The 20,339-nt window shown below is 44.5% G+C and carries 17 protein-coding genes and 1 tRNA gene; 3 read left to right on the forward strand and 15 right to left on the reverse strand.

Features of this window, described 5'->3' with window-relative positions; translation table 11 throughout:
- Window positions 1-77: 77 nt before the first annotated feature.
- Window positions 78-395 (forward strand): hypothetical protein, encoded by a 318-nt coding sequence (locus K401_RS0129890; protein WP_024296398.1) that lies wholly within the window; start codon window positions 78-80, stop codon window positions 393-395.
- Between the two features lie 83 nt (window positions 396-478).
- Here the strand turns inward: K401_RS0129890 and K401_RS0129895 are convergent, their stop codons facing one another.
- Together K401_RS0129895 and K401_RS0129900 are read right to left on the reverse strand one after the other, a co-directional pair.
- The gene (locus K401_RS0129895) at window positions 479-1,093 is read right to left on the reverse strand and encodes a histidine phosphatase family protein (RefSeq protein ID WP_024296399.1); all 615 of its coding nucleotides are present in this window, start codon (window positions 1,091-1,093) and stop codon (window positions 479-481) included.
- An 18-nt stretch (window positions 1,094-1,111) separates the two neighbouring features.
- Window positions 1,112-1,720: a sigma-70 domain-containing protein gene (locus tag K401_RS0129900; protein ID WP_024296400.1), complete on the reverse strand. Its 609-nt coding sequence runs from the start codon at window positions 1,718-1,720 to the stop codon at window positions 1,112-1,114.
- A gap of 228 nt (window positions 1,721-1,948) precedes the next feature.
- On the opposite strand from K401_RS0129900, the gene K401_RS0129905 reads away from it, so the two are divergent.
- Window positions 1,949-2,833, forward strand: coding sequence for a LysR family transcriptional regulator (locus tag K401_RS0129905; protein ID WP_024296401.1), 885 nt, complete (start codon window positions 1,949-1,951; stop codon window positions 2,831-2,833).
- 119 nt (window positions 2,834-2,952) lie between these two features.
- Here K401_RS0129905 and K401_RS0129910 read toward each other — a convergent pair whose 3' ends face one another.
- Window positions 2,953-5,331 (reverse strand): ATP-dependent DNA helicase, encoded by a 2,379-nt coding sequence (locus tag K401_RS0129910; protein WP_024296402.1) that lies wholly within the window; start codon window positions 5,329-5,331, stop codon window positions 2,953-2,955.
- Window positions 5,332-5,475: 144 nt separating this feature from the next.
- Window positions 5,476-5,718, reverse strand: coding sequence for an HPr family phosphocarrier protein (locus K401_RS0129915; protein WP_024296403.1), 243 nt, complete (start codon window positions 5,716-5,718; stop codon window positions 5,476-5,478).
- A 437-nt stretch (window positions 5,719-6,155) separates the two neighbouring features.
- Between K401_RS0129915 and K401_RS0129920 the strand changes: the two genes are divergently transcribed.
- Window positions 6,156-6,226 (forward strand) — tRNA-Trp (locus K401_RS0129920).
- A gap of 254 nt (window positions 6,227-6,480) precedes the next feature.
- On the opposite strand, the gene K401_RS0129925 is transcribed toward K401_RS0129920, so the two are convergent.
- The 11 genes from K401_RS0129925 to K401_RS0129975 form a co-directional block, all read right to left on the reverse strand.
- Complete coding sequence (locus K401_RS0129925; protein WP_024296404.1) at window positions 6,481-7,929, reverse strand: serine hydrolase domain-containing protein; 1,449 nt, start codon at window positions 7,927-7,929, stop codon at window positions 6,481-6,483.
- A gap of 189 nt (window positions 7,930-8,118) precedes the next feature.
- Window positions 8,119-8,610, reverse strand: coding sequence for a hypothetical protein (locus K401_RS0129930; RefSeq protein ID WP_024296405.1), 492 nt, complete (start codon window positions 8,608-8,610; stop codon window positions 8,119-8,121).
- Window positions 8,611-8,635: 25 nt separating this feature from the next.
- Window positions 8,636-9,544 carry an AraC family transcriptional regulator gene (locus K401_RS0129935; protein WP_024296406.1) on the reverse strand — a complete coding sequence of 303 codons (909 nt, stop codon included), beginning with the start codon at window positions 9,542-9,544 and terminating at the stop codon, window positions 8,636-8,638.
- A 729-nt stretch (window positions 9,545-10,273) separates the two neighbouring features.
- Window positions 10,274-10,729, reverse strand: a complete 456-nt coding sequence (locus K401_RS0129940; protein ID WP_024296407.1) for a hypothetical protein — start codon at window positions 10,727-10,729, stop codon at window positions 10,274-10,276.
- Between the two features lie 786 nt (window positions 10,730-11,515).
- Window positions 11,516-13,504, reverse strand: a complete 1,989-nt coding sequence (locus tag K401_RS34365; protein ID WP_084493030.1) for a BclA C-terminal domain-containing protein — start codon at window positions 13,502-13,504, stop codon at window positions 11,516-11,518.
- A gap of 789 nt (window positions 13,505-14,293) precedes the next feature.
- Window positions 14,294-14,971, reverse strand: coding sequence for an SIS domain-containing protein (locus tag K401_RS0129955; RefSeq protein ID WP_024296410.1), 678 nt, complete (start codon window positions 14,969-14,971; stop codon window positions 14,294-14,296).
- Window positions 14,972-14,975: 4 nt separating this feature from the next.
- Window positions 14,976-15,440 carry a family 4 glycosyl hydrolase gene (locus K401_RS34370; RefSeq protein ID WP_330362352.1) on the reverse strand — a complete coding sequence of 155 codons (465 nt, stop codon included), beginning with the start codon at window positions 15,438-15,440 and terminating at the stop codon, window positions 14,976-14,978.
- 63 nt (window positions 15,441-15,503) lie between these two features.
- Window positions 15,504-15,692: a family 4 glycosyl hydrolase gene (locus tag K401_RS34375; RefSeq protein ID WP_330362351.1), complete on the reverse strand. Its 189-nt coding sequence runs from the start codon at window positions 15,690-15,692 to the stop codon at window positions 15,504-15,506.
- A 106-nt stretch (window positions 15,693-15,798) separates the two neighbouring features.
- On the reverse strand, window positions 15,799-17,193 hold the full coding sequence (gene radA / locus K401_RS0129965; protein ID WP_024296413.1) for a DNA repair protein RadA: 1,395 nt from the start codon (window positions 17,191-17,193) through the stop codon (window positions 15,799-15,801).
- 73 nt (window positions 17,194-17,266) lie between these two features.
- Window positions 17,267-17,680, reverse strand: coding sequence for a hypothetical protein (locus tag K401_RS0129970; RefSeq protein WP_024296414.1), 414 nt, complete (start codon window positions 17,678-17,680; stop codon window positions 17,267-17,269).
- A gap of 99 nt (window positions 17,681-17,779) precedes the next feature.
- On the reverse strand, window positions 17,780-20,230 hold the full coding sequence (locus tag K401_RS0129975; RefSeq protein WP_024296415.1) for an ATP-dependent Clp protease ATP-binding subunit: 2,451 nt from the start codon (window positions 20,228-20,230) through the stop codon (window positions 17,780-17,782).
- Between the last annotated feature and the right edge of the window lie 109 nt (window positions 20,231-20,339).

Below are 20,339 nucleotides of genomic sequence, written 5' to 3' on the forward strand. Positions count from 1 at the left end.
TTCTAAAAATACTTGAAAATTTGAAAAATTTACAATATAGTAATAAAAGATTCTTCAACAAAGGAGTGCTAGATTATATGGATCTTAATCAACAACTAAGGGACTTATCCCACAAATATTCATTTGAAAACGCCCGCTTAAAAACAGAGGAGCAAAGTCCCCATCTGGAGGTCTGTCTCCAGCTTAGTGAGGAGCACATTGAACGGTTTATTGAAAAGGCCGGACAGCTTAGCTCTATTGTGGAATCCTGCGCCAATATGGTCAGTATATTTGACGATTCCGCTTCAAAGGAGGTCCTTTTGCAGACTTCCCTGCGCTGTGCAGGAAGAGACAAGCTGTATATCCGCACCACACCTTCCATGGTGAAAATCCTCATAGAAACACTGTTTGATTAAGTACCGGTTCAAGAGAAGCAAGGCACCTTAAAAGGCTCCCTTGCTTCTTTTATTTTCCGCTTTTTATAAAGAAGGATATCCCTTTATTCTTCTGCTATATGAGAAGTATCATTCATTTCCAGCAGCATGAAATCCTCTGTCAAAGGACTGTAATTGACAGTCGTGATGCTGGCATTCTCCACAATAATGCTTTCTATATCCGGATCATTGCGCATCATATAAGAAATCAGATAAGCGATGGTAGCCCCGTGGGAAACGATGGCAACATCCTCTCTGCCGCCGGTGATTCTTAAAATCTCCTTTATGGCATGCGCACAGCGGCTTATGACCTGATCCTGGGTCTCTCCGCCGGGAGGGGCCACCTCATCAGGGTTTAAAGCCCATAACCTGTATTCCTTTGGATACGCTTCCATGATCTCCTCCCATGTCATGCCTTCCCATTTGCCGAACTCTACTTCAATCAGCTGAGGCATAGAATATATCTCTGCCTTTTGCCTGCTGCCGATTTTTTCAGCTGTTTCCACGGCACGGGTTAACGTACTGGAAAAAACCCTGGAAACCCGGCGGGAATCCATGCCTTTTGCCACCTGCTCCGCCTGCCTTTGTCCCGCTTCATTAAGGGGAATGTCATGACTCCCCTGGATCCTGCCTTGGATGTTCCAGTCCGTCTGTCCATGGCGTATCAGATATATTTTCATCTCATCTCTCCCAGTCTCTTATACTTCGTAATCATAATCTGCGTCTTCTTCAGCTTCAGTGATTTCAATTCCTTCCACTTCTGCCAGTGCTTCCAAGTCCATGGTTTCCGCATTTATGCTCATGGCATCCATTGCAATCTTCATGATCCCCTTTATTTCTTCCACTGTCATCTTCATCTTATTCGCCAGTTCTTCCACTGTAGCCTCCCGACCCAGTTCCCCTGCAAGAACCTTTGAAACCTGCTGGAGCACATTCACCCGGGCGGCCAGCTCTTCTCCGGTCCGGTCAGCGGACTGTTCTTCCTCCACAACCGCTTCAAGAGCTTCCCTGATCTTCTTGCCGGTGAATGTATCAAACTCCGTTCCATCCTCCATCCGGATGTACTCTTCCACAGCCATCATTAGAGCCATATTGGCTTCCTGAACAAGATCCGTCAAAAGTACGCCTCTGCCGTCATATTCCCTGGCATATTCCAGAGCAGCCTGTAAGTTTCCTTCCACAAGCCTCTTCTTAGCTTCCTTCCCGCCCTCTGCTGCTTCCTTTATAAGCGTTCTCTGCTCTTCCTTTGTACAGGGAGGGATATTTCCCATCTCTTCCAGATACATCTGGTAAAAATCATCATGCATATGTTTATTTTACTCCTTCCTTTTTATAGCCTGGTTCTGTGCCAGTTACTATACAGCACCCCAGGAAATTTGTCAAACGCCTTTACAAACCAATCAAGTCCATGATAGAATCTTCCTATATTTGCAAGGAAGTTCAATTCGCCTTTGGCTCATTGAACGGCTGATTCACGAAATCCAGGCTGCACTTCCTTTGCCTTCATTAAGTGAATTATGCCGAGGAGGAATATCATGGATATTAATTACGAACTTTATAAAGTCTTTTACCACGTTGCCGCCACCTTAAGCTTTTCGGAGGCATCCAAACAGCTTTTCATCTCCCAGTCTGCAGTCAGCCAATCCATCAAGGTGCTGGAGAAAAAGCTGAACCAGACCCTTTTTGTCCGAAGCACGAAAAAGGTCCAGCTTACTCCGGAAGGAGATATCCTCCTAAAGCACATAGAACCGGCTATTAACCTGATCCAAAAGGGAGAAAACCAGCTGCTGGAGGCCAATACCCTAAACGGCGGCCAGCTTCGCATCGGTGCCAGCGACACCATCTGCCGTTACTATCTGGTTCCATATTTAAATAAATTTCATAAAAGCTATCCCAACGTGCACATTAAGGTCACTAACCAGACCTCCATCGAATGCGCTCATCTTCTGGAAACAGGCCAGGTGGATTTTATCATTACCAATTATCCAAACTCCGGACTGTTAAGCTCCCAGAACACCCGGGTCATCAATGAATTTTCTGATGTGTTCGTGGCGAACCAGGAATATTTTCCTTTAAAGGGGCAGACCGTAAGCCTCCAGACCCTTCAGACGTATCCCATTCTGATGCTGGAGAGAAAAAGCACCACCAGCGAATTCCTTCACCACATGTTCCAGAAGGAGCAGCTTGACCTGGTCCCTGAAATCGAGTTAAGCAGCAATGATCTTCTGATCGACTTAGCCCGCATCGGCCTTGGAATCGCATTTGTCCCTGATTTTTGCATTCCTGAAAATGACAAGGACTTATTCCAGGTAAAGCTTTCTGAAAAGCTGCCCACCCGTCAGATGGTAGTTGCCTATAATGAAAACATCCCCGTTTCCCAGGCTTCCAAGCAGTTCATGGACATGCTTGGCCCCCTGTAACAGACATTCCGCTGCCGCCCCCCTTTGGGCGGCAGCTTTTATTTATGGGGGCTGCTGGCAGGGTGGACATTATATATTCATTGGGCTGCATCTTCCAGGGTCGGATACTTTGCAGCTTACTATGAGGTATCCGATTCCCGCCTTGTCCAAAAGTTCCGGACAACTTCTCCCACATTTTTTAACTGCACCTCATAATATCCTTCCCATTCCCTTGGAAACAGTCCCTGGTAGTCAGACTTTAAAAAACGTTCATCAAGCAATGCAATAATACCCTCATCACGAACCGTGCGGATCACTCTTCCTGCTGCCTGCATGACCTTGTTCATCCCCGGATACTGATAGGCGTAATCAAAGCCGTTTTGTTCTCTGGCATCAAAATATCCCTTCAGGATCTCCTGTTCCGTGCAGACCATGGGAAGGCCGGTGCCAACGATTATGGCCCCGATCAGACGTCCTTCCTTTAAATCAATTCCTTCTGAAAATACTCCTCCCATGACGCAGAGGGCCACAAAGGAATCCTTCCGTTCTTCTGAAAACTCTTTAAGAAATTCCTCCCGCTCCTGTTCGCTCATGTGGGAGGCCTGGGACATATAGGTAAACTCCTGTTTCAGCCCTTCCTTTTCTTCCAGGATGGCCTCTATTTCTCTCAAATATTGGTAAGACGGCAAAAACACCATGTAGTTCCCTTTATGGGCTGATACGATCCCTTCCATATAATCCACCACCTTCTGATACTCCCGGCGGTTTCTTCTGGTATAGCGGCTGCTGACATCAGAGGCAACCATGAGAAGCCGTTTCTCCTGGTCAAAGGGGGAATGGGCATATACCGCATATTCTTCCTGATCACCGCTTAACAGCTCCTTGTAATACCGGACCGGAAGAAGCGTGGCAGAAAAAAACACGGTACTGTTTCCCTTGTCCAGACATTCTTTTAAATTTTTTGCCGGATTAACACAAAACAGCCTGAGCATAAAGCGCCCATCAGGCAAAAGCTCTGTATAGATCCGGTAATTGTCATCCAAACGGTCGTAAATATTTATAAGATCCCGGAGATTAAAATAGAAATCCAGAACCAGGTCCCTGTCCTGGAATTCCTCGCTTGCTTCTAAAAGCTTTTCCATTTCACCGAAAAGAGTCATGATGCCGGTCATAAAAAACCGGATGTCTTCCAGTATCAGATAGCTCTCACATTCCCGCTTCATTTCCAGAAGCTCTTTGTTGCACCGATCCAGCATTCTGACAAGCTTCTGGTTCATGGGCTTTAATATCTTTTTAATAAGAAGAAAGTCCTCCTTATAAACAGCCGCACTGTACATTTCCCTGGCTCTTGGCACCAGATTATGGGCCTCATCCGTCAAAAACAGATAATCTCCGGAAATGCCTTCAGAAAAATACCGCTTCAGACGGATATTGGGATCAAATACGTAATTATAGTCGCAGATAATAGAATCCACCCAATTGCTGATATCCAGGCAGAATTCAAAGGGGCATACCTGGTATCCTGCTGCGTACCGAAGCACCACTTCTCTGGTGATCCCCGCCTCTTTGTGGATGATGTCATAGACCGCATCTCCCACCCGGTCAAAATGCCCCTTTGCATAGGGGCATGCATCAGGATTGCATTCCGGAGTCTCAAGAAAACAAAGTTTTTCCTTGGCTGTTATGGTCACTGTGTTCAGATACAGACCATGATCTCTTAAAATATCAAGGGCCTCTTCCGCCACGCCTCTTGTAATGGTTTTTGCAGTCAGATAAAACAGCTTGTCCCCAAGTCCTTCCCCAATGGCCTTTATGGCCGGATAAACGGTGGAAAGCGTCTTTCCGATCCCTGTGGGCGCCTGGATAAAAAGATTCCTCTTTCTGGCAATACTACGGTAAACGGCCACCACAAGCTCCCGCTGCCCTTTTCGGTAGGGATAGGGAAAAGAAAGCTCCTTTATGGACTCATCTCTTCTTATTTCATGGTTATATAAATATCTTGCCCATTTCATGTACTCATGAATCAATCCCTGAAACCAGGTTTCCAGCTCTTCAAAGGATTTTTCCACTAAAAAACGCCGGATTTCCTCTGTTTCAATATTGCAGTAGGTCATCTGTATGACGGCACCGTTTCGCTGATGGTCAAAACAGTAAAAATACCCATAGCACATAGCCTGGGCCAAATGTACGGGAAAGGGCTCCGACAGATAGGAGAGGTCCATATAAATGCCCTTGATCTCATCAATGGTCACCCCTTCCGGCTTCTCTATGATGCCGTCGGCCCGCCCCTCCACCAGAATTTGAAACTGATCCACTTCCACCTCATGCTTTAGCACCACCTCAGCCCGGTAATCCGCTCCCATGCGCCGCTGGATCTTCCGGTGTATCCGGCTCCCCTCCTGCATGGCGGTTTTCTCAGCCCCTCCGGTCCGCCGGTTATCTAAGTCACCGGAGCGCAGAACAAGCTCCACTAAATTCCTGACGGATATTTTCAGGATTTTCTTCTCTTTCTCTTCCACTCCGGCAGCCTCTCCTTTCATTCCTTCTACGGTCTATTCCTTATTGATCTGATTCCTTTCATTTACAGGAAGAAATTTTCTATGAATAAAAAAAGAGAACTGCAGGCCATGGGGCATACAATTCCCTTTCTACGTTGCGTATGTTTATGCTGCTGAACACTTGCCAGGAGCTTTCGCTTCCAGAAATGCCTCAAACTCTGCATTATCCCCGTTAAATTCAACGGTCAAAACCTGTGTCAAATCTAAACTCAATACTCCTAATATAGACTTTGCGTCAATTGTTACTCTATTGTAATACACGTCTATGTCAAAATCACATTTTGCAGCAGCAGCAACAAACTTTTTCGCCTCAGCAACAGTTGGCAACATAATCTTAAACTGTTTCATAATCACAACTCCTTTTTATAATGAAGAAAAAGTTATAGATTATATATATCACGTTTGACACGATTTGTCAAATTATGTTTCATACACAATTATATGACCCTTTTTTGTGCATAACCTGTAATTATTTTTTAGGGAAAGCTTTGTAGATAAGCATATTTTTAATGAGACAAGTTTTATTTTGGGAATCATTATCAAATATTCTTTTCATTCTAATTCAATTTCACGATTTTGTCTTGCTATTTTCATATAAAACGCCAAATCAAGCCGCCGGAACGTAATTTCCGCCCGGAGACTTCCTATTTCATACTATTTTACCACAAACAGGCATTCAATAACAGCATAATTAATTTTTTATTTTTTCCTAAAAACTGTTGCAATTTAAATGCTTCTATGCTATACTCTCTAAGTGCTCAGACAGGAACAAAACGCTGATCCATAGGGGAATAGTTCAATGGTAGAGCAACGGTCTCCAAAACCGTAAATGGGGGTTCGAGCCCCTCTTCCCCTGCTAAATAAAATTCCATAAAAACCTGGAAATTGTTGTAAAACAATGATTTCCAGGCTTTTTTATTTTTCATATGGAAAGTGGGGACAAAACCCGGTCTAATAAACTATGGTTCTTTCACCCAAACCTTCACCTGTTCCTGAAATCTTAAGGTCACCTTCACCTTTCCACTATTTCCTCAGGGCGCTTATCCGGGTATCACCTTATAGCTGCTATTGCAGCTTGATGATGTTAAAATGAAATTTTATTGCTTAAGCTTATTTTCGGAGTGAGGCATGATATTGGTACGTGTATATAAACCACGCAATGCTTGCTGTCAATAATGCCGACGAAATCAAAGCTGTAAGAATACTATAGGTTTGCCAAATAAGTATTGTTGACCAATCCAAGGCACAGCACACTATAAACAGGGCAATCGCAGCGATCAGTAAAATAACCGTAATGATTATTCTCTTTATTGTCATTGGCTGCCGCTCATTCATTTTCCTTCTGCGTAATCCTAAGAGAAAGAACAAAACAGCCAATAGGCAAAAAATAATTGTGGCAGACGATAAAATGATGTCCAAAAGCTGTGTGCCGCTTATTACATATGACTGCGTCAGATTACCGTCTAATATCTCTTTAATCTTTAGTACCAGGTTAGTATTGGTATTTGCGCCGTTAGTCAGCAAACAGACGGCTGTTTGTTCACCTTGCATTATGACCACTTCGGTTCTGAAATTGGGATTGCCCCCTGGGTGCTCTATAATCGTTTGGTCGGCGTTTACCGACCAGCCCGCCGCATAATACATTTTGTTGACAGCAGGAACAGACATATCACCCTGGTGTGATTTTTCGATAACAGTATGGAATATTTCGGGTATGTCCTGCACAATACCCATCTGTATACCCATCCAACGAGCCATATCTTTTGTACAAGAAATAAGGTAACCCGCGGGTTTATTCCCGGCATACTCAGGCGCGTTATATGGAGTTGTCATAAAAAAGGAGGAACGGTAGCCCTGTGCCACCTGTCTGGTGGCCAACGCATCATCTTTATAAACATATGTCTGGTGAAGACTTAACGGCTGAAATACCTGTTCCCTCATAAAGTCTTCATAGCTTTGTCCCGACACAATCTCAATTACCAGACCCAATACGTCATAATTAACGGTTCCATAGTTATACTGTTTACCGGGAGGGAATGCCAATTCAGCATCTGCCAGCATTTCTACAGTCTTTTGCAGTAAATCCGGCGTATTGCCTTGTGGAATGTTTTGAGTATGCCTGCCATTTGTTAAGCCGCTGGTATGATGAAGAAAGTTATTGAGTGTAAGGCTTTGCATATCAACAGGTTTCCCTTGATACTTTAACGTAAACCAAGGTAAATATTTTTGGACTGAATCAGTCATTGACAGCAGACCTTGCTCTTCCAACAGCAGAATACCCATGCCGGTGAAAGCTTTACTGACCGAGGCCAACTCATATAATGTATTTTCACCTGCAGTCAAACCCTTTTCACGGTCTGCATACCCGGAAGAAAAGTAGAACACTTCATCATCAGCAAGTATTGAGATTGACATTCCCGGCACACCTGATATGCGGCAGGCATCATCCAGCAACGCTTGTATTGCCGCAGATTGCGGATCTGACAATGCATAACTTTGAGTTGCGAATTCTGAGAATAATATAAGTATTGTTAATACAAAAGCAATAGTCCTTTTCATAGACTCCCCATTTTGAAAAAATATGCCAGGATAATATAAATGACCTGAAGTTACAACACTAAATTCTGATAAAGTTTACTATCAGCAGTTGACCTTATTAATGCAGATAATCAAACGTCTATTAGGTATGACATATTGTCTGTCATAATTTTAAAACTGCCCGGCGTATCGTTTGAAATGTTTCACTGATTAATAAATGCCTCCATTTTCCATATCAGTCTTATTCACAAAATCCATATGGTATAATTTTTCCCAATGATTAATGTTTAATGTTCCCTTAGTGAGACGGATTGCTAAAATGCAACAGTTTTCATCCTTTTCATTATTTGCCATATCGTACCATTCGGCAAAAGCTGTACGGAGTTTGGTTCTGATTCCGGCATTATTTGGATCAAGCACCCAACCGAGATTTTCACCTACTCCATTAGCGGTGAACATCTCTAAACAGCCCCCGACCGAAACCTCCGAATTTTGTGAGATTTGCTGCATTTTGTTTGATTTTCCATGTGTTACAACATAAAATACGCCATCTTCATAATAAGCGTCCACACTACGGACAACAGGGCGGGGCATTCCGTTAGCGCCCGGCTCCCGTGCCATCGTCGCAAGGGAAATAATATTGTCTTTGCCGTTTCCAAACTTTTCTTCGATTAATTTTAATCCTTCTTCGTAATTGCTCATTTGCGTTTCCTCCAGCATTAACTATTTATTTTTCTCGTTTCTTAAAGGGAATCCACAATTCTACATAAGAGATGTCGGACGTACTTTTATAGTATATCTCAGGGAAAAATCCATCGGCAATTAGATTTTGTTTTTTAAGCCAAAACCGAGTGTATTTCATTGCCTTACCCAAATTAATTATCATCTGTTCGTGATTTTCCGATTCAAAGCCACAGACGGCATATTCTCGTATGGGCAGCTGCCAATATGTATATCCGGAGATTTTTTCGTCTTTTTTCACTTCTGCACCAACAAAATAACTGGAATAACCGTCTGGTGCATCGCCGTGATAAGAAACACCAATCCAGCGCCCCTCTGAGATATGCGAGATATTTGGAAGACCCCTGAAAAACCTGTTCCAAATCTCACCAACCGTGTCAACACCGGTTCTTTCGCCAAACATTTTACCGTATTTGAATGGATAATATCCGGTAACACCAAGAAAGTCAATTGGTTCTTCTAGAAATTTACGGTTCATTTCCAAAACCAATCCATCACTAATCAGCGGTACACCTTCATCAACCACAATATAACCAAGCAATAAATCGGGTTTGTCAAAATTCTGTAAACCAATCGGTTTATCTCGGTACTGTGAAGGGGTTATCCCATAGGTTTCTTTAAAAGCCCGCGTAAAAGTTACGTGACTGCCAAAACCATATTCCATTGCAATATCCATAATGCGGTTTTCTTTATCACGCAGCATCGTGAGAGACTTCGCCAATCGGCGTAATTTAATATATTCTCGAACTGATGTCTTTACCAACCGTGCGAATAATCTCTGATAATAAAACAGTGAAAGTACGGCAGTTTCTGCCAGTTCTTCGATTTGAATTTCTTCATTGAGATGTTCTTCGATGTAGTTCAGAGTTTTTTGTATGGCTTCCCATGCGTGCATATAGATTCCTCTTTCTAAAACAATATACCACAAACGAAAAACAAATGCTTAACCGTGTCTGCTCTTTTTTATCTAATGTATAAAGTATAAAATAATGTGCACCCGTTCATATCGAACTCTTATACGAGTTATAACCATAATTGTCTATTGCAAATATTATATCAAGATTTATGACTTTTTGAAATAACAAATAATTATTAGAGAACATCTAATTAGAAAATTCTTGACGGACTTTGTCAGCAGCAGGAAGATGGCCAAAGCAAGCCTTTAAATAAAAAACCGATAGGATTTGCATAAAAGTTTATGCTGTACTTTCAGTATCATAATAAGGCCATACCAGAACGCTGGTTTGAGTGAATCTGTGATAGATAACTCATTCAAGCAAGAAAAGTGAAGCCAGTATTCCTTTATCCGCCGTAGTTGATGCGCAGAAACTCATTGGCACCGGCTTTTATGTAGAAATAGAAAGTCTTTCCCTGAGAACGCTTCTTTGAAATAAAAGTGTAAACAGGATCATCGGTTGGTGAAGCTTTGATCTAAACCTCCATGACTTGAAGCAGCCAAGCGCGCCAAGAGAATTCAGTGTCAAATTTTGATATAAGGGATAAATATCGATTCCCTACGGGCCAGTGAAACACACCTTGAAATATATAAAAACCCCCTGCAGAACCTTCTGCTATAAGGCCTGTAGGGGGAAGTCGAAATTGACTCTTTCTAAAATGTTCAGAATTAACGGACACCAAATTTTGCGCCTCGCCTGATGGTACCATCACTGTTCCATTCTGTGTAGACGTATGGACCACCGTCAGTGGTTCCATTATCGGTAAAGTTATGTGTTTCTCCATTATAGGTGTAAGGACCGGTTACTAACTTCAGGGAATTGCTGTCAAAGTAGTAGACATTGTCATTGATTTTCATAATTCCCCCCTGAAGCTCACCAGTGTCAGCTGTGTAATACCAGGTGTTGTCCCTCTGAATCCAGCCGGTACGCATAAGCTGGTCATTGCCAAAGAAGAACCAATGGTCTTTGTAGTGGACCCAGTTGTTCGTACAGTAATCGCCAGATCCCCATTCGTACTTTACCCCCTGCGGGGTGTTTACAAAACCTGCAGCAAATGATGACACAGCACTTCCTATGGTTAAAGCCATAGATAATGCGGTAACCGCTAAATACTTTTTTTTCATGGATCTTGACCTCCTTATAATTGCATTGGTTATTTTTGAATTTAGCCAGAGTATATAATCTGAAGCAGTCCCAAGTCAATGAGATTTATGTATTCGTAAAGATAAGTAAATTGTTTGTAAATAATTGACAGGGAAACTTTATAATCTTAAGAAGCCTGTAAATCATTACAGCAAAACCATTATCTTATTTCACCAGAATATACAAAAAAAGATCAGTCTAGAAAAAGATAACTTTCTAATTTATTATCAATATTTATAAATATTGCCCTATATCTCGTCAAATATTAATTTTAACAATTATTTTACTAATAATAATTCTATAAATCCAAAAATAATCAGAAATATCATTTCTCCATACAATTAAAATTTCTCAACAAAACAGCTGATTATAGAATCACAATAATGAATTATATAAAAATGGCAGCCATACAGAGTTGGTGCCTCATATGTCTGGCATGGCTGCAAATAAAATTGATTCTGCGTACAATGTGATCAATATAAAATAAATTGTCACTTTATAATGATTCTATAAATAAAAGCCATAAAAATATGCCTCCACTAAGACAGTTATCCTCTGCATTGAGGCCGATGACCCTATCAGAGTGATTGGTACGGCGGAAAACACCAGCCCTATTATATGATGTACAAAGAACAGATACTAACTTCTTCCATTGAACAGAATTTTCCCTATGAGGAAAAAGTAGAACTTTTTATCTTTATCATAATTATGTAAAGGGCATAGCCGAAGCAATGCCCTTTATTGTTTTATCTTACATTTACAGTTTCCTATGTCAGACCAATTTGCTGTATAACTAAAACGGCGCCAGATCCTGTACTCAAGCTTAGAGTAGCCGGCTCTCCAAGAAGAGCCAGTGAAACCGTATCACCTGCGGCCAGAGTGACAAAAACTTCTGTTGAAGTACTATTAATATCACCGCCGACATCAACAATAGACGGGACAAATGCCGTACCATTAATTAAAAGCTCGCTGGCAAAACTGTCTGGTGTAACGATATTGACATAATACGCAATCCGGTATAATCCAGCCTCATTAACCGTAAATATGGTATTTGTACCATTAGCTGTAATTTCTGGAGACAATGTTTGCTCATCCGGTAATGGAATAATTGTAGGTGTCACTAGATTAATGGTAACATCATCACCAGTATTATTTTCCGCAAATCCAATAACAGGACTTATTATTGTACCGGTTGGGCCTGTCGGGCCTGTATCTCCTGTCAATCCAATAGGGCCGGTTGGGCCCGTATCCCCTGCCAGGCCGATGGGGCCGGTTGGACCAGTTGGGCCGGTCGGGCCGGTATCTCCTGTCAGGCCGATAGGACCGGTTGGGCCTGTTGGACCTGTTGGACCTGTCGGGCCGGTATCTCCTGTCAGGCCGATAGGACCGGTTGGACCCGTGTCTCCTGTTAATCCGATAGGACCGGTTGGGCCTGTGTCTCCTGTCAGACCGATAGGACCGGTTGGGCCGGTATCTCCTGTTGGACCTGTCGGGCCGGTATCTCCTGTCAGGCCGATAGGACCAGTTGGGCCTGTGTCTCCTGTTGGACCTATGGGACCGGTTGGGCCTGTGTCTCCTGTTAATCCGATGGGACCGGTTGGGCCTGTGTCTCCTGTTAATCCGATGGGACCAGTTGGGCCTGTGTCTCCGGTCGGGCCGGTATCTCCTGTCAGGCCGATAGGACCGGTTGGGCCTGTGTCTCCTGTTAATCCGATGGGACCGGTTGGGCCTGTGTCTCCGGTTAATCCGGCGGGACCGGTTGGGCCTGTGTCTCCGGTCAATCCGATAGGACCAGTTGGGCCTGTATCTCCGGTCGGGCCTGTATCTCCGGTCAGACCAATGGGGCCGGTTGGACCCGTGTCTCCTGTTAATCCGATGGGACCGGTTGGGCCGGTCGCTCCGGTCGGGCCTGTATCTCCTGTTGGACCTGTCGGGCCGGTATCTCCTGTCAGGCCGATGGGACCAGTTGGGCCCGTGTCTCCGGTCAATCCGATGGGACCGGTTGGGCCGGTATCTCCGGTTGGGCCGGTATCTCCTGTCAGACCAATGGGGCCCGTTGGCCCCGTATCTCCTGTCAATCCAATAGGACCGGTTGGACCGGTATCTCCTGCCAATCCGATAGGACCGGTCGGGCCTGTGTCTCCGGTTGGACCTATGGGACCGGTTGGGCCCGTGTCTCCCGTCAGACCAATGGGACCGGTTGGGCCGGTTGCCCCGGTTGCTCCTATGGGCCCCGTTGCTCCTGTTGCTCCGATTGGGCCGGTTGCTCCTGTCGCTCCGATCGGGCCTGTTGGACCCGTTGCTCCTATTGGGCCCGTTGGGCCGGTTGCCCCGGTTGCTCCTATGGGACCCGTCGGGCCCGTTGCTCCTGTTGCTCCTATTGGGCCCGTTGGGCCGGTTGCTCCTGTCGCTCCGATCGGGCCCGTTGGGCCGGTTGCTCCGATTGGTCCCGTAGGACCCGTTGCTCCTGTCGCTCCTATTGGGCCCGTTGGGCCGGTTGCCCCTATTGGACCCGTTGGGCCTGTCGCCCCGATTGGACCCGTTGGGCCTGTCGCTCCTATTGGGCCCGTTGGGCCGGTCGCTCCTATTGGGCCCGTTGGGCCTGTAGGCCCTGGACAGCCTCTAGGCCCTGTCGGGCCTGGGCAACCCCTCGGTCCTTGACAACCCCTGGGTCCCGTTGGCCCTGTGGAGCCACAATTGCAGCAACGACGACAACCAGAATAATAATTATCATCAGAATCATAACGACAATTCATATGGACTTCCCCTTCACAAATGATTTCTTATATATCCAAACATTATAAAGAATTCTATATCCTTTATATTTTAGAATATGTCCAGCTGTACACGTCTGTTAATTTTCGATCAGTTGGAACCTTTTCAGGAATTTACTATTAAAAAATCAGAAGAACTCATTATCCCAAGTTGGTATTATGGATTGGTATATCATTTGTAAGAGAATAAAAATAGATTATATAGATAAATAAGGGAAGTTAAATTTACATCCTTTTCTTAAAATATTATTCGCCCAGCAATTAACAACAGATCGATAAATCTTAATCAGCGTTTTATCCTTTAGAACTGCTCCGTCATTCCTTCATGTGATTGATTATTCTGCCTTTTTGTATCTGCCCGGAACCATATTGTGTTCCGGGATATCCAAACATCAATGTTGTGTTTTAATTGCTTTTATCAGCTTCAAAAGTAAATTGCTATTTGAATGATAAACGGATCATGTATCTTGGATCTAAACTTAGTTATTTTATTAATAAAGAAGGGGAAATATAAATGTATGCAACTATACATCCAATAGAATCATTCGATGCTTCTATCAGAACAGAAATCAAATACAAAGCATGGAAGGTTGTTGACAATTTGACTCAGCTGACTTTTAAAGTCAGCGCAGATAATTCAGCAGATCCTATATTTAAAATAATTACTTCTCTCCTGATATTCTAATTTATGCTGGTAATAGAAATCCTTTCATTGCTTATATCTAAAAAAGATTAAATATATGTGTTCCGATACATACGTTTAAATCCAAATCAAATTTCCTGTTTATATTGGGAAAGTTCCAGTGAAATGACAGATGTGCCAAGAGGCAGAGGACTATCCGTTTTCATTGATAAGTCCGGGTATGATATATTCCGGAATACCGTTGAAAACAAATATATGGAAGGTGATTGCCCCTCACTCACCTTAATATAACTCAAAAACACATACTCAATAACAGTCAAGAAATTAGCAAAAGAATTATGATAAAGATGTTCCCCGATCTTAACAGGATTACTGACAGCATACAAACTATAATCACTCATACCCGCCAACAAATTGCTTTGTAGATTTGTAATAGAAACTAATTTTACCTTCTTCAAATGAAGCAACTGCAAAGTATCCTTAATTTTCTGCACATTTCCTGACAAAGAAATCACAATCACCAGATCATCAGGTCCAAGGTTTTTTGACAGCATATAAAGTTCATCGCTGGCGCCCACATAATAAATATATTTATTCATCTGCACAAATAAACGCTGCATTTCCATTGCACAATGACTCTGCGCCTGCCCTGTCCCATAGACAACATTTTGTGACTTACGGATTTCCTTTGCAATTTTAAGCAGATTCGCAGATGACTCTACCTGCTGGCATGTGTTCAGAAAATCATTTCTAATGTCTGATTCATTTAATTTTTCATAATTTTTATTAATGGCTTCAATCAGCATGATGCTACCTCATTGTTAATATTTCTTTCATAGTATCATGTTCATCCACAGATAATTCATCGCCTTCAAACGCCTTGTTCTCTGCAATTTTACGGCATGCAGTGAAAACCTCCTTTTCCCTGGTATTCATTACCTGGTTTGCTCTTGTATAATTGATATCGGAATGCTTTACAACAGTATCCGGTAAAAGATAATACTTTAAATACGTATTTGGCAGCGTATCCGGATCAACCGCATAAATGTCTTTTGCCATACGGTAAGTTTCATTCCAGCTGGAAGCTCCATGCTGTTTAGCCCCATCATCATCTGATGGAACAAAATATCCCTTGTCTTTCACATATTCTTTTAATTCAGGCATTAAATCTTTTCCGTCTTTGCTCCTCACGCCATACCACCAGCCAAAATGATTTAATCCATAATACAGGGTAATGATATCACTGCGTTTTTCATAACCTAAAATTTTTAACATATTATTTTCAATGCTGATGGGCATATCACAAATATTAAGAATCTTTGCTTTTGGACGCAGCCTTCAGGTAGCTTCTGCTACAATGGCAGCCGGATTGGAATAGTTAAGAGGCCACGCGTCCGGTGAATATTTTTCCATGTAATCAACCAGATCCAAAACACCCTGAATAGAACGCATTCCATACGCTATTCCGCCTGGGCCGCATGTTTCCTGGCCGACAACGCCGTATTTCAGAGGAATCTTTTCATCCATGAATAACATAGCACACGGACATATAAAAAAGCAGCCCTGCAGACGCTTTCGGTACAAGGTATGTAATATCCCAAATAAAAAAAGGGTGAAGCCACCCAAAATGGCTTCACCCCATAACCCTAACAATCGCCTCTCTCACATTTCTGACACCAATCACCCGCATCCCTTCCACCTTCCCCATCTTTTCCAGGGAGATTTCCGGCATCACGCAGGTATTAAATCCCAGCTTCTTCGCCTCACTCACTCTCTGCTGTGCCATGGACACGGCCCGCACCTCTCCGGCCAATCCCACTTCTCCAAAAATAATGGTTTTCGGATCAACGGCTTTATCCTTCATGCTGGACACGATCGCCATTATAATGGCTAAATCCAGAGCCGGTTCATTCATCCGCAGACCGCCTGTAATGTTCACATAAGCATCAAAATGAGATAAATCGTAATGGCATCGTTTTTCTAAAACAGCCATCAGTAAGTTTACCCTGTTATAATCCGTACCCGCGGCAGTACGCCTTGGCATACCAAAAGCCGTTGGAGTAACCAGGGCCTGAACCTCCAAAAGCATGGGCCTTGTCCCCTCCATGGAACAGGCCACCACTGCACCTGAGGCATCCTCCGGCCTTCCGCTCAGCATGTATTCCGAAGGATTCTTCACCTGGGAAAGCCCGCTTTCAACCATTTCAAAAACACCGATCTCATTGGTAGATCCAAAACGATTCTTCACTCCGCGAATGATCCTGTAAGAAGCGCTTCTGTCTCCCTCAAAATACAAAACCGTATCAACCATATGTTCCAGAACTCTTGGACCGGCCACCACTCCTTCTTTTGTCACATGCCCTACGATGAATATGGCAATTCCGGCTCCCTTGGCGATCTGCATCAGGATATTGGTGGATTCTCTCACCTGGCTGACACTTCCGGGGGCGGAAGAGATTTCTTCCCGGAACATGGTCTGTATGGAGTCGATGATCACCACATCAGGCTTTTCTTCTTCAATGGCCCCTTCAATCACTTCCAGGCTGGTTTCGCAAAGAAACAACAAATCCCCCTTTACTTCCCCGATCCGGTTCGCCCGCAGCTTAATCTGCTTTAAGGATTCCTCTCCGGATATGTAAAGGACCTTCCTGCTGTCGGCCGCCAGATTGCGGCATACCTGTAAGAGCAGGGTGGACTTTCCGATGCCGGGATCACCGCCTACCAGTACAAGAGAGCCTTTCACAACTCCCCCGCCCAAAACCCGGTCCAGCTCTTCATATCCGGTTTTCATCCGGTCCTGCTCGTCCAAGTGGATCTCAGACAACCGGGACGGCTTGACATGAATGGGATTTGCGGCAGACCTTACTCCGCTTCCACTGATCCCCCGCTTAGCAGCCGGTTCCTTTTTCCCGGAGGGCTCTTCCACAAATGTATTCCATTCCTTACAGCCCGGGCACTGCCCCAGCCACTTTGCTGATTCATATCCGCATTCCTTGCAGAAAAATGCGGTCGTTTTCCCCTTTGCCATAGGAATTTCCTCCTGACATAAAAAGCCTGGGTCCGGCTCTTTACAAAAGAGCCGAACCCAGCTTCTCATCCTGTTATTTTCGTTTGATTCTCACTGCCACAGGCGTTTCTTCATTCAGTTCCACGCTGATGGAGAGCTTTCCGCTCATGTTTGTTCTCATACCACCCACGGAAGCATCAGCCACATATACCTCATACTCAGTATCCTCTGCCAGCTGAATGGTCAGCTGGGCATCCTTGTCGCCTTCTACCAAAAATTCCACACCATCATCAGATACGCTGAAATTCATGGCAGCCGTTCCCGGTACGGATTCGTATACGAACATGCCGTTACGTTCCAGCTTGGTTATCTCGTAAAAGGTCTTTACTTTATATAAATCGCCATCGTGCTCAAAATCCTGCAATTTTGACTTTGTCTTTAATTTGTAATTCCCAAAACTGATCGTCCCGTCTTGCTCTGTGCGGATTAATTCTTCAATTACCGGCATTGGTTTGCCCTCCTAGTATTTTGTTTACTTATCCCTTTTTGCGATGAACAGATGATTTCGCTTGTAGCTATTATACACGAATTGATATAAAATGGCTAGCTATTTTACCAGCTCCTTAACAGAAAATTTTAGTCCGTCCTCACCTGCAGTCACAACGACTTCATCTCCTGTTTTTACCGTTCCATTTAAAATCTCTTCTGCCAGCTTATCCTCCAGGCAGTTCTGAATGGTACGCCTTAATGGCCTTGCGCCGTATTTCTGATCATAGCCTTTATTGATCAGGTATTCCTTGGCCTCTTCTTCGACCATCAGGGTGATGCTCATCTGCTCTGAAGTCCGCTTCATAATATCCTTCATCATGATGGTCACGATATCCTTCATGTGGGTCTTATTCAACGGATGGAATACGATGATCTCATCGATCCTGTTAATGAATTCCGGCTTAAACAGACGCTTTACTTCCTCCATTACCCGGTCCTTCATGATCTTATAATCAGCCTTTTCATCGGCCACCGCCCCAAAGCCCAGGCGTTTGGGTGATATGATGCTCTCTGCCCCTGCATTAGAGGTCATGATGATGACGGTATTCTTAAAATCAATTTTCCGGCCCTGAGCATCCGTAATATGACCGTCATCCAATACCTGGAGCAAGATGTTGAACACATCCGGATGCGCCTTTTCAATCTCGTCAAATAAAATTACGGAGTAGGGATTCCTGCGGACCTTTTCGCTGAGCTGTCCGCCTTCGTCATAGCCTACGTATCCTGGAGGCGAGCCGATCATCTTGGAAACGCTGTGTTTCTCCATGTATTCAGACATGTCTACCCGGATCAAAGCATTTTCCGTCCCAAACATTGCCTCGGAAAGAGCCTTGGAAAGCTCGGTCTTACCCACGCCTGTGGGACCTAAAAACAGGAAGGAACCAATGGGGCGTTTGGGATCCTTAAGACCTACTCTTCCCCGGCGTATGGCCTTTGATACGGCGGTGACCGCTTCCTCCTGACCGATCACCCGTTCATGAAGGATGGTTTCAAGATTACGGAGACGTTCGCTCTCCCCTTCTTCCAGCTTTCTGACGGGAATCTTGGTCCAGCTGGATACCACATCAGCAATCTCTCCCTCATCTACAATAAGGTTCTTTGAAGTTTTTTCCTTCTGCCACCGTTCCCGGATCTTTTCTATTTTTTCCCGTTTCTTTTCCTGCTTCCTCTTAATAGTCCCTGCCTTTTCATAGGCTTCCGCCTTGATGGCAGCTTCCTTCTGATCCTCCAGCTGCTCAATCTCAGCTTCCAGCTCCTTGATCTCCGCAGGCTCCACAAATGTGGTTAAGCGCACCTTTGAGGAGGCCTCGTCAATGACATCAATGGCCTTATCAGGAAGGAAGCGGTCATTGATATACCTGGAAGACAGTTTTACCGCAGCCTTTAAGGCATCGTCCGTAATAGTCACCCTATGGTGGTCCTCATACCGTCCCTTAAGCCCTCTTAATATGCTGACAGCGGCTTCCTCGGAAGGTTCCTCCACTGTAACCGGCTGAAAGCGCCGTTCCAGGGCAGAATCCTTCTCAATGTATTTCCGGTACTCTTCAATGGTAGTTGCACCGATCAGCTGCAGTTCCCCTCTTGCCAGAGACGGCTTTAAAATGTTGGAAGCATCAATGGCACCTTCCGCTCCGCCTGCACCGATAATCGTGTGGATCTCATCAATGAACAGAAGAACGTCCCCATCTTCGATCACCTCGGCAATCACCTTTTTGATTCTCTCTTCAAATTCTCCCCTGTATTTGGAACCGGCCACCATGCCGGATAAATCCAGGGTCAAAAGCCGTTTTCCTGCAATGGTTTCAGGTACATCACCTCCTGTTATCATCTGCGCTAAGCCTTCCACAACTGCGGTCTTACCTACTCCAGGCTCTCCGATCAGGCACGGGTTATTCTTGGTCCTGCGGCTTAAGATCTGGATCAGGCGCTTGATCTCTGATTCCCTTCCAATGACCGGATCAAGCTTTCCCTTTGCTGCCAGTTCGGTCAAATCCCTGCTGTAGCTGTCAAGGGTAGGAGTGCTTCCCTTTGCTTTTGGCGATTTCATGAGTTCCTCTTTATTTGCAGGAGCATCTTCTCCCATGGCTGACAGCACATCGATATAAAGCTTTTGAATGCTGATCCCTATGGTATTTAAAAGCCTGGAAGCCACACAATCATTGTCACGGATTATGGAAATAAGCAAATGTTCCGTGCCGATCAAGTTCGCTTTAAACCGCACGGCTTCTCTGTAGCTGTTCTCCAAAACCCTTCTGGCTCCGGGAGTATATCCGCCATCCTCTTTAAGATGAAGCGACTGATCAGGGGCAATCAGCTGACTGATCAGGTTTAAAACCTTCTCTTCCTTTACCCCGTTCTCTTCCAGAACCCTGGAAGCCACCCCGCTGCCTTCTTCTAAAAGCCCGATCAGCAGGTGTTCCGTTCCCACGTAGCTGTGGCCAAGACGTTCTGCCGACTGCACGGCCAGATTAATGGCCGTCCTGGCCTTTGTCGTAAATCTGTCTATCATAAATGCAATCCTCCTGTCATTTTATTTACGCGGGCAGCGTGCCGGGTGAACATGCCTGCGCGTTCATTCGGCGGCTGCCGCGATATCTGTAAGAAACCGGCAAAGCGTC

It is taken from the genome of Lacrimispora indolis DSM 755, assembly GCF_000526995.1.
GTDB lineage: Bacteria > Bacillota > Clostridia > Lachnospirales > Lachnospiraceae > Lacrimispora > Lacrimispora indolis.

Excerpts from the sequence above, each read along its gene's own strand:
- K401_RS34365 (WP_084493030.1), bottom strand. The coding sequence starts at position 13,504 with ATGAATTGTCGTTATGATTCTGATGATAATTATTATTCTGGTTGTCGT.
- K401_RS0129975 (WP_024296415.1), bottom strand. The coding sequence starts at position 20,230 with ATGATAGACAGATTTACGACAAAGGCCAGGACGGCCATTAATCTGGCC.
- radA (WP_024296413.1), bottom strand. The coding sequence starts at position 17,193 with ATGGCAAAGGGGAAAACGACCGCATTTTTCTGCAAGGAATGCGGATAT.
- K401_RS34375 (WP_330362351.1), bottom strand. The coding sequence starts at position 15,692 with ATGGATGAAAAGATTCCTCTGAAATACGGCGTTGTCGGCCAGGAAACA.
- K401_RS0129930 (WP_024296405.1), bottom strand. The coding sequence starts at position 8,610 with ATGAGCAATTACGAAGAAGGATTAAAATTAATCGAAGAAAAGTTTGGA.
- K401_RS0129925 (WP_024296404.1), bottom strand. The coding sequence starts at position 7,929 with ATGAAAAGGACTATTGCTTTTGTATTAACAATACTTATATTATTCTCA.
- K401_RS0129915 (WP_024296403.1), bottom strand. The coding sequence starts at position 5,718 with ATGAAACAGTTTAAGATTATGTTGCCAACTGTTGCTGAGGCGAAAAAG.
- K401_RS0129970 (WP_024296414.1), bottom strand. The coding sequence starts at position 17,680 with ATGCCGGTAATTGAAGAATTAATCCGCACAGAGCAAGACGGGACGATC.
- K401_RS0129940 (WP_024296407.1), bottom strand. The coding sequence starts at position 10,729 with ATGAAAAAAAAGTATTTAGCGGTTACCGCATTATCTATGGCTTTAACC.
- K401_RS0129895 (WP_024296399.1), bottom strand. The coding sequence starts at position 1,093 with ATGAAAATATATCTGATACGCCATGGACAGACGGACTGGAACATCCAA.
- K401_RS34370 (WP_330362352.1), bottom strand. The coding sequence starts at position 15,440 with ATGTTAAAAATTTTAGGTTATGAAAAACGCAGTGATATCATTACCCTG.
- K401_RS0129905 (WP_024296401.1), top strand. The coding sequence starts at position 1,949 with ATGGATATTAATTACGAACTTTATAAAGTCTTTTACCACGTTGCCGCC.
- K401_RS0129935 (WP_024296406.1), bottom strand. The coding sequence starts at position 9,544 with ATGCACGCATGGGAAGCCATACAAAAAACTCTGAACTACATCGAAGAA.
- K401_RS0129890 (WP_024296398.1), top strand. The coding sequence starts at position 78 with ATGGATCTTAATCAACAACTAAGGGACTTATCCCACAAATATTCATTT.
- K401_RS0129955 (WP_024296410.1), bottom strand. The coding sequence starts at position 14,971 with ATGCTGATTGAAGCCATTAATAAAAATTATGAAAAATTAAATGAATCA.
- K401_RS0129900 (WP_024296400.1), bottom strand. The coding sequence starts at position 1,720 with ATGCATGATGATTTTTACCAGATGTATCTGGAAGAGATGGGAAATATC.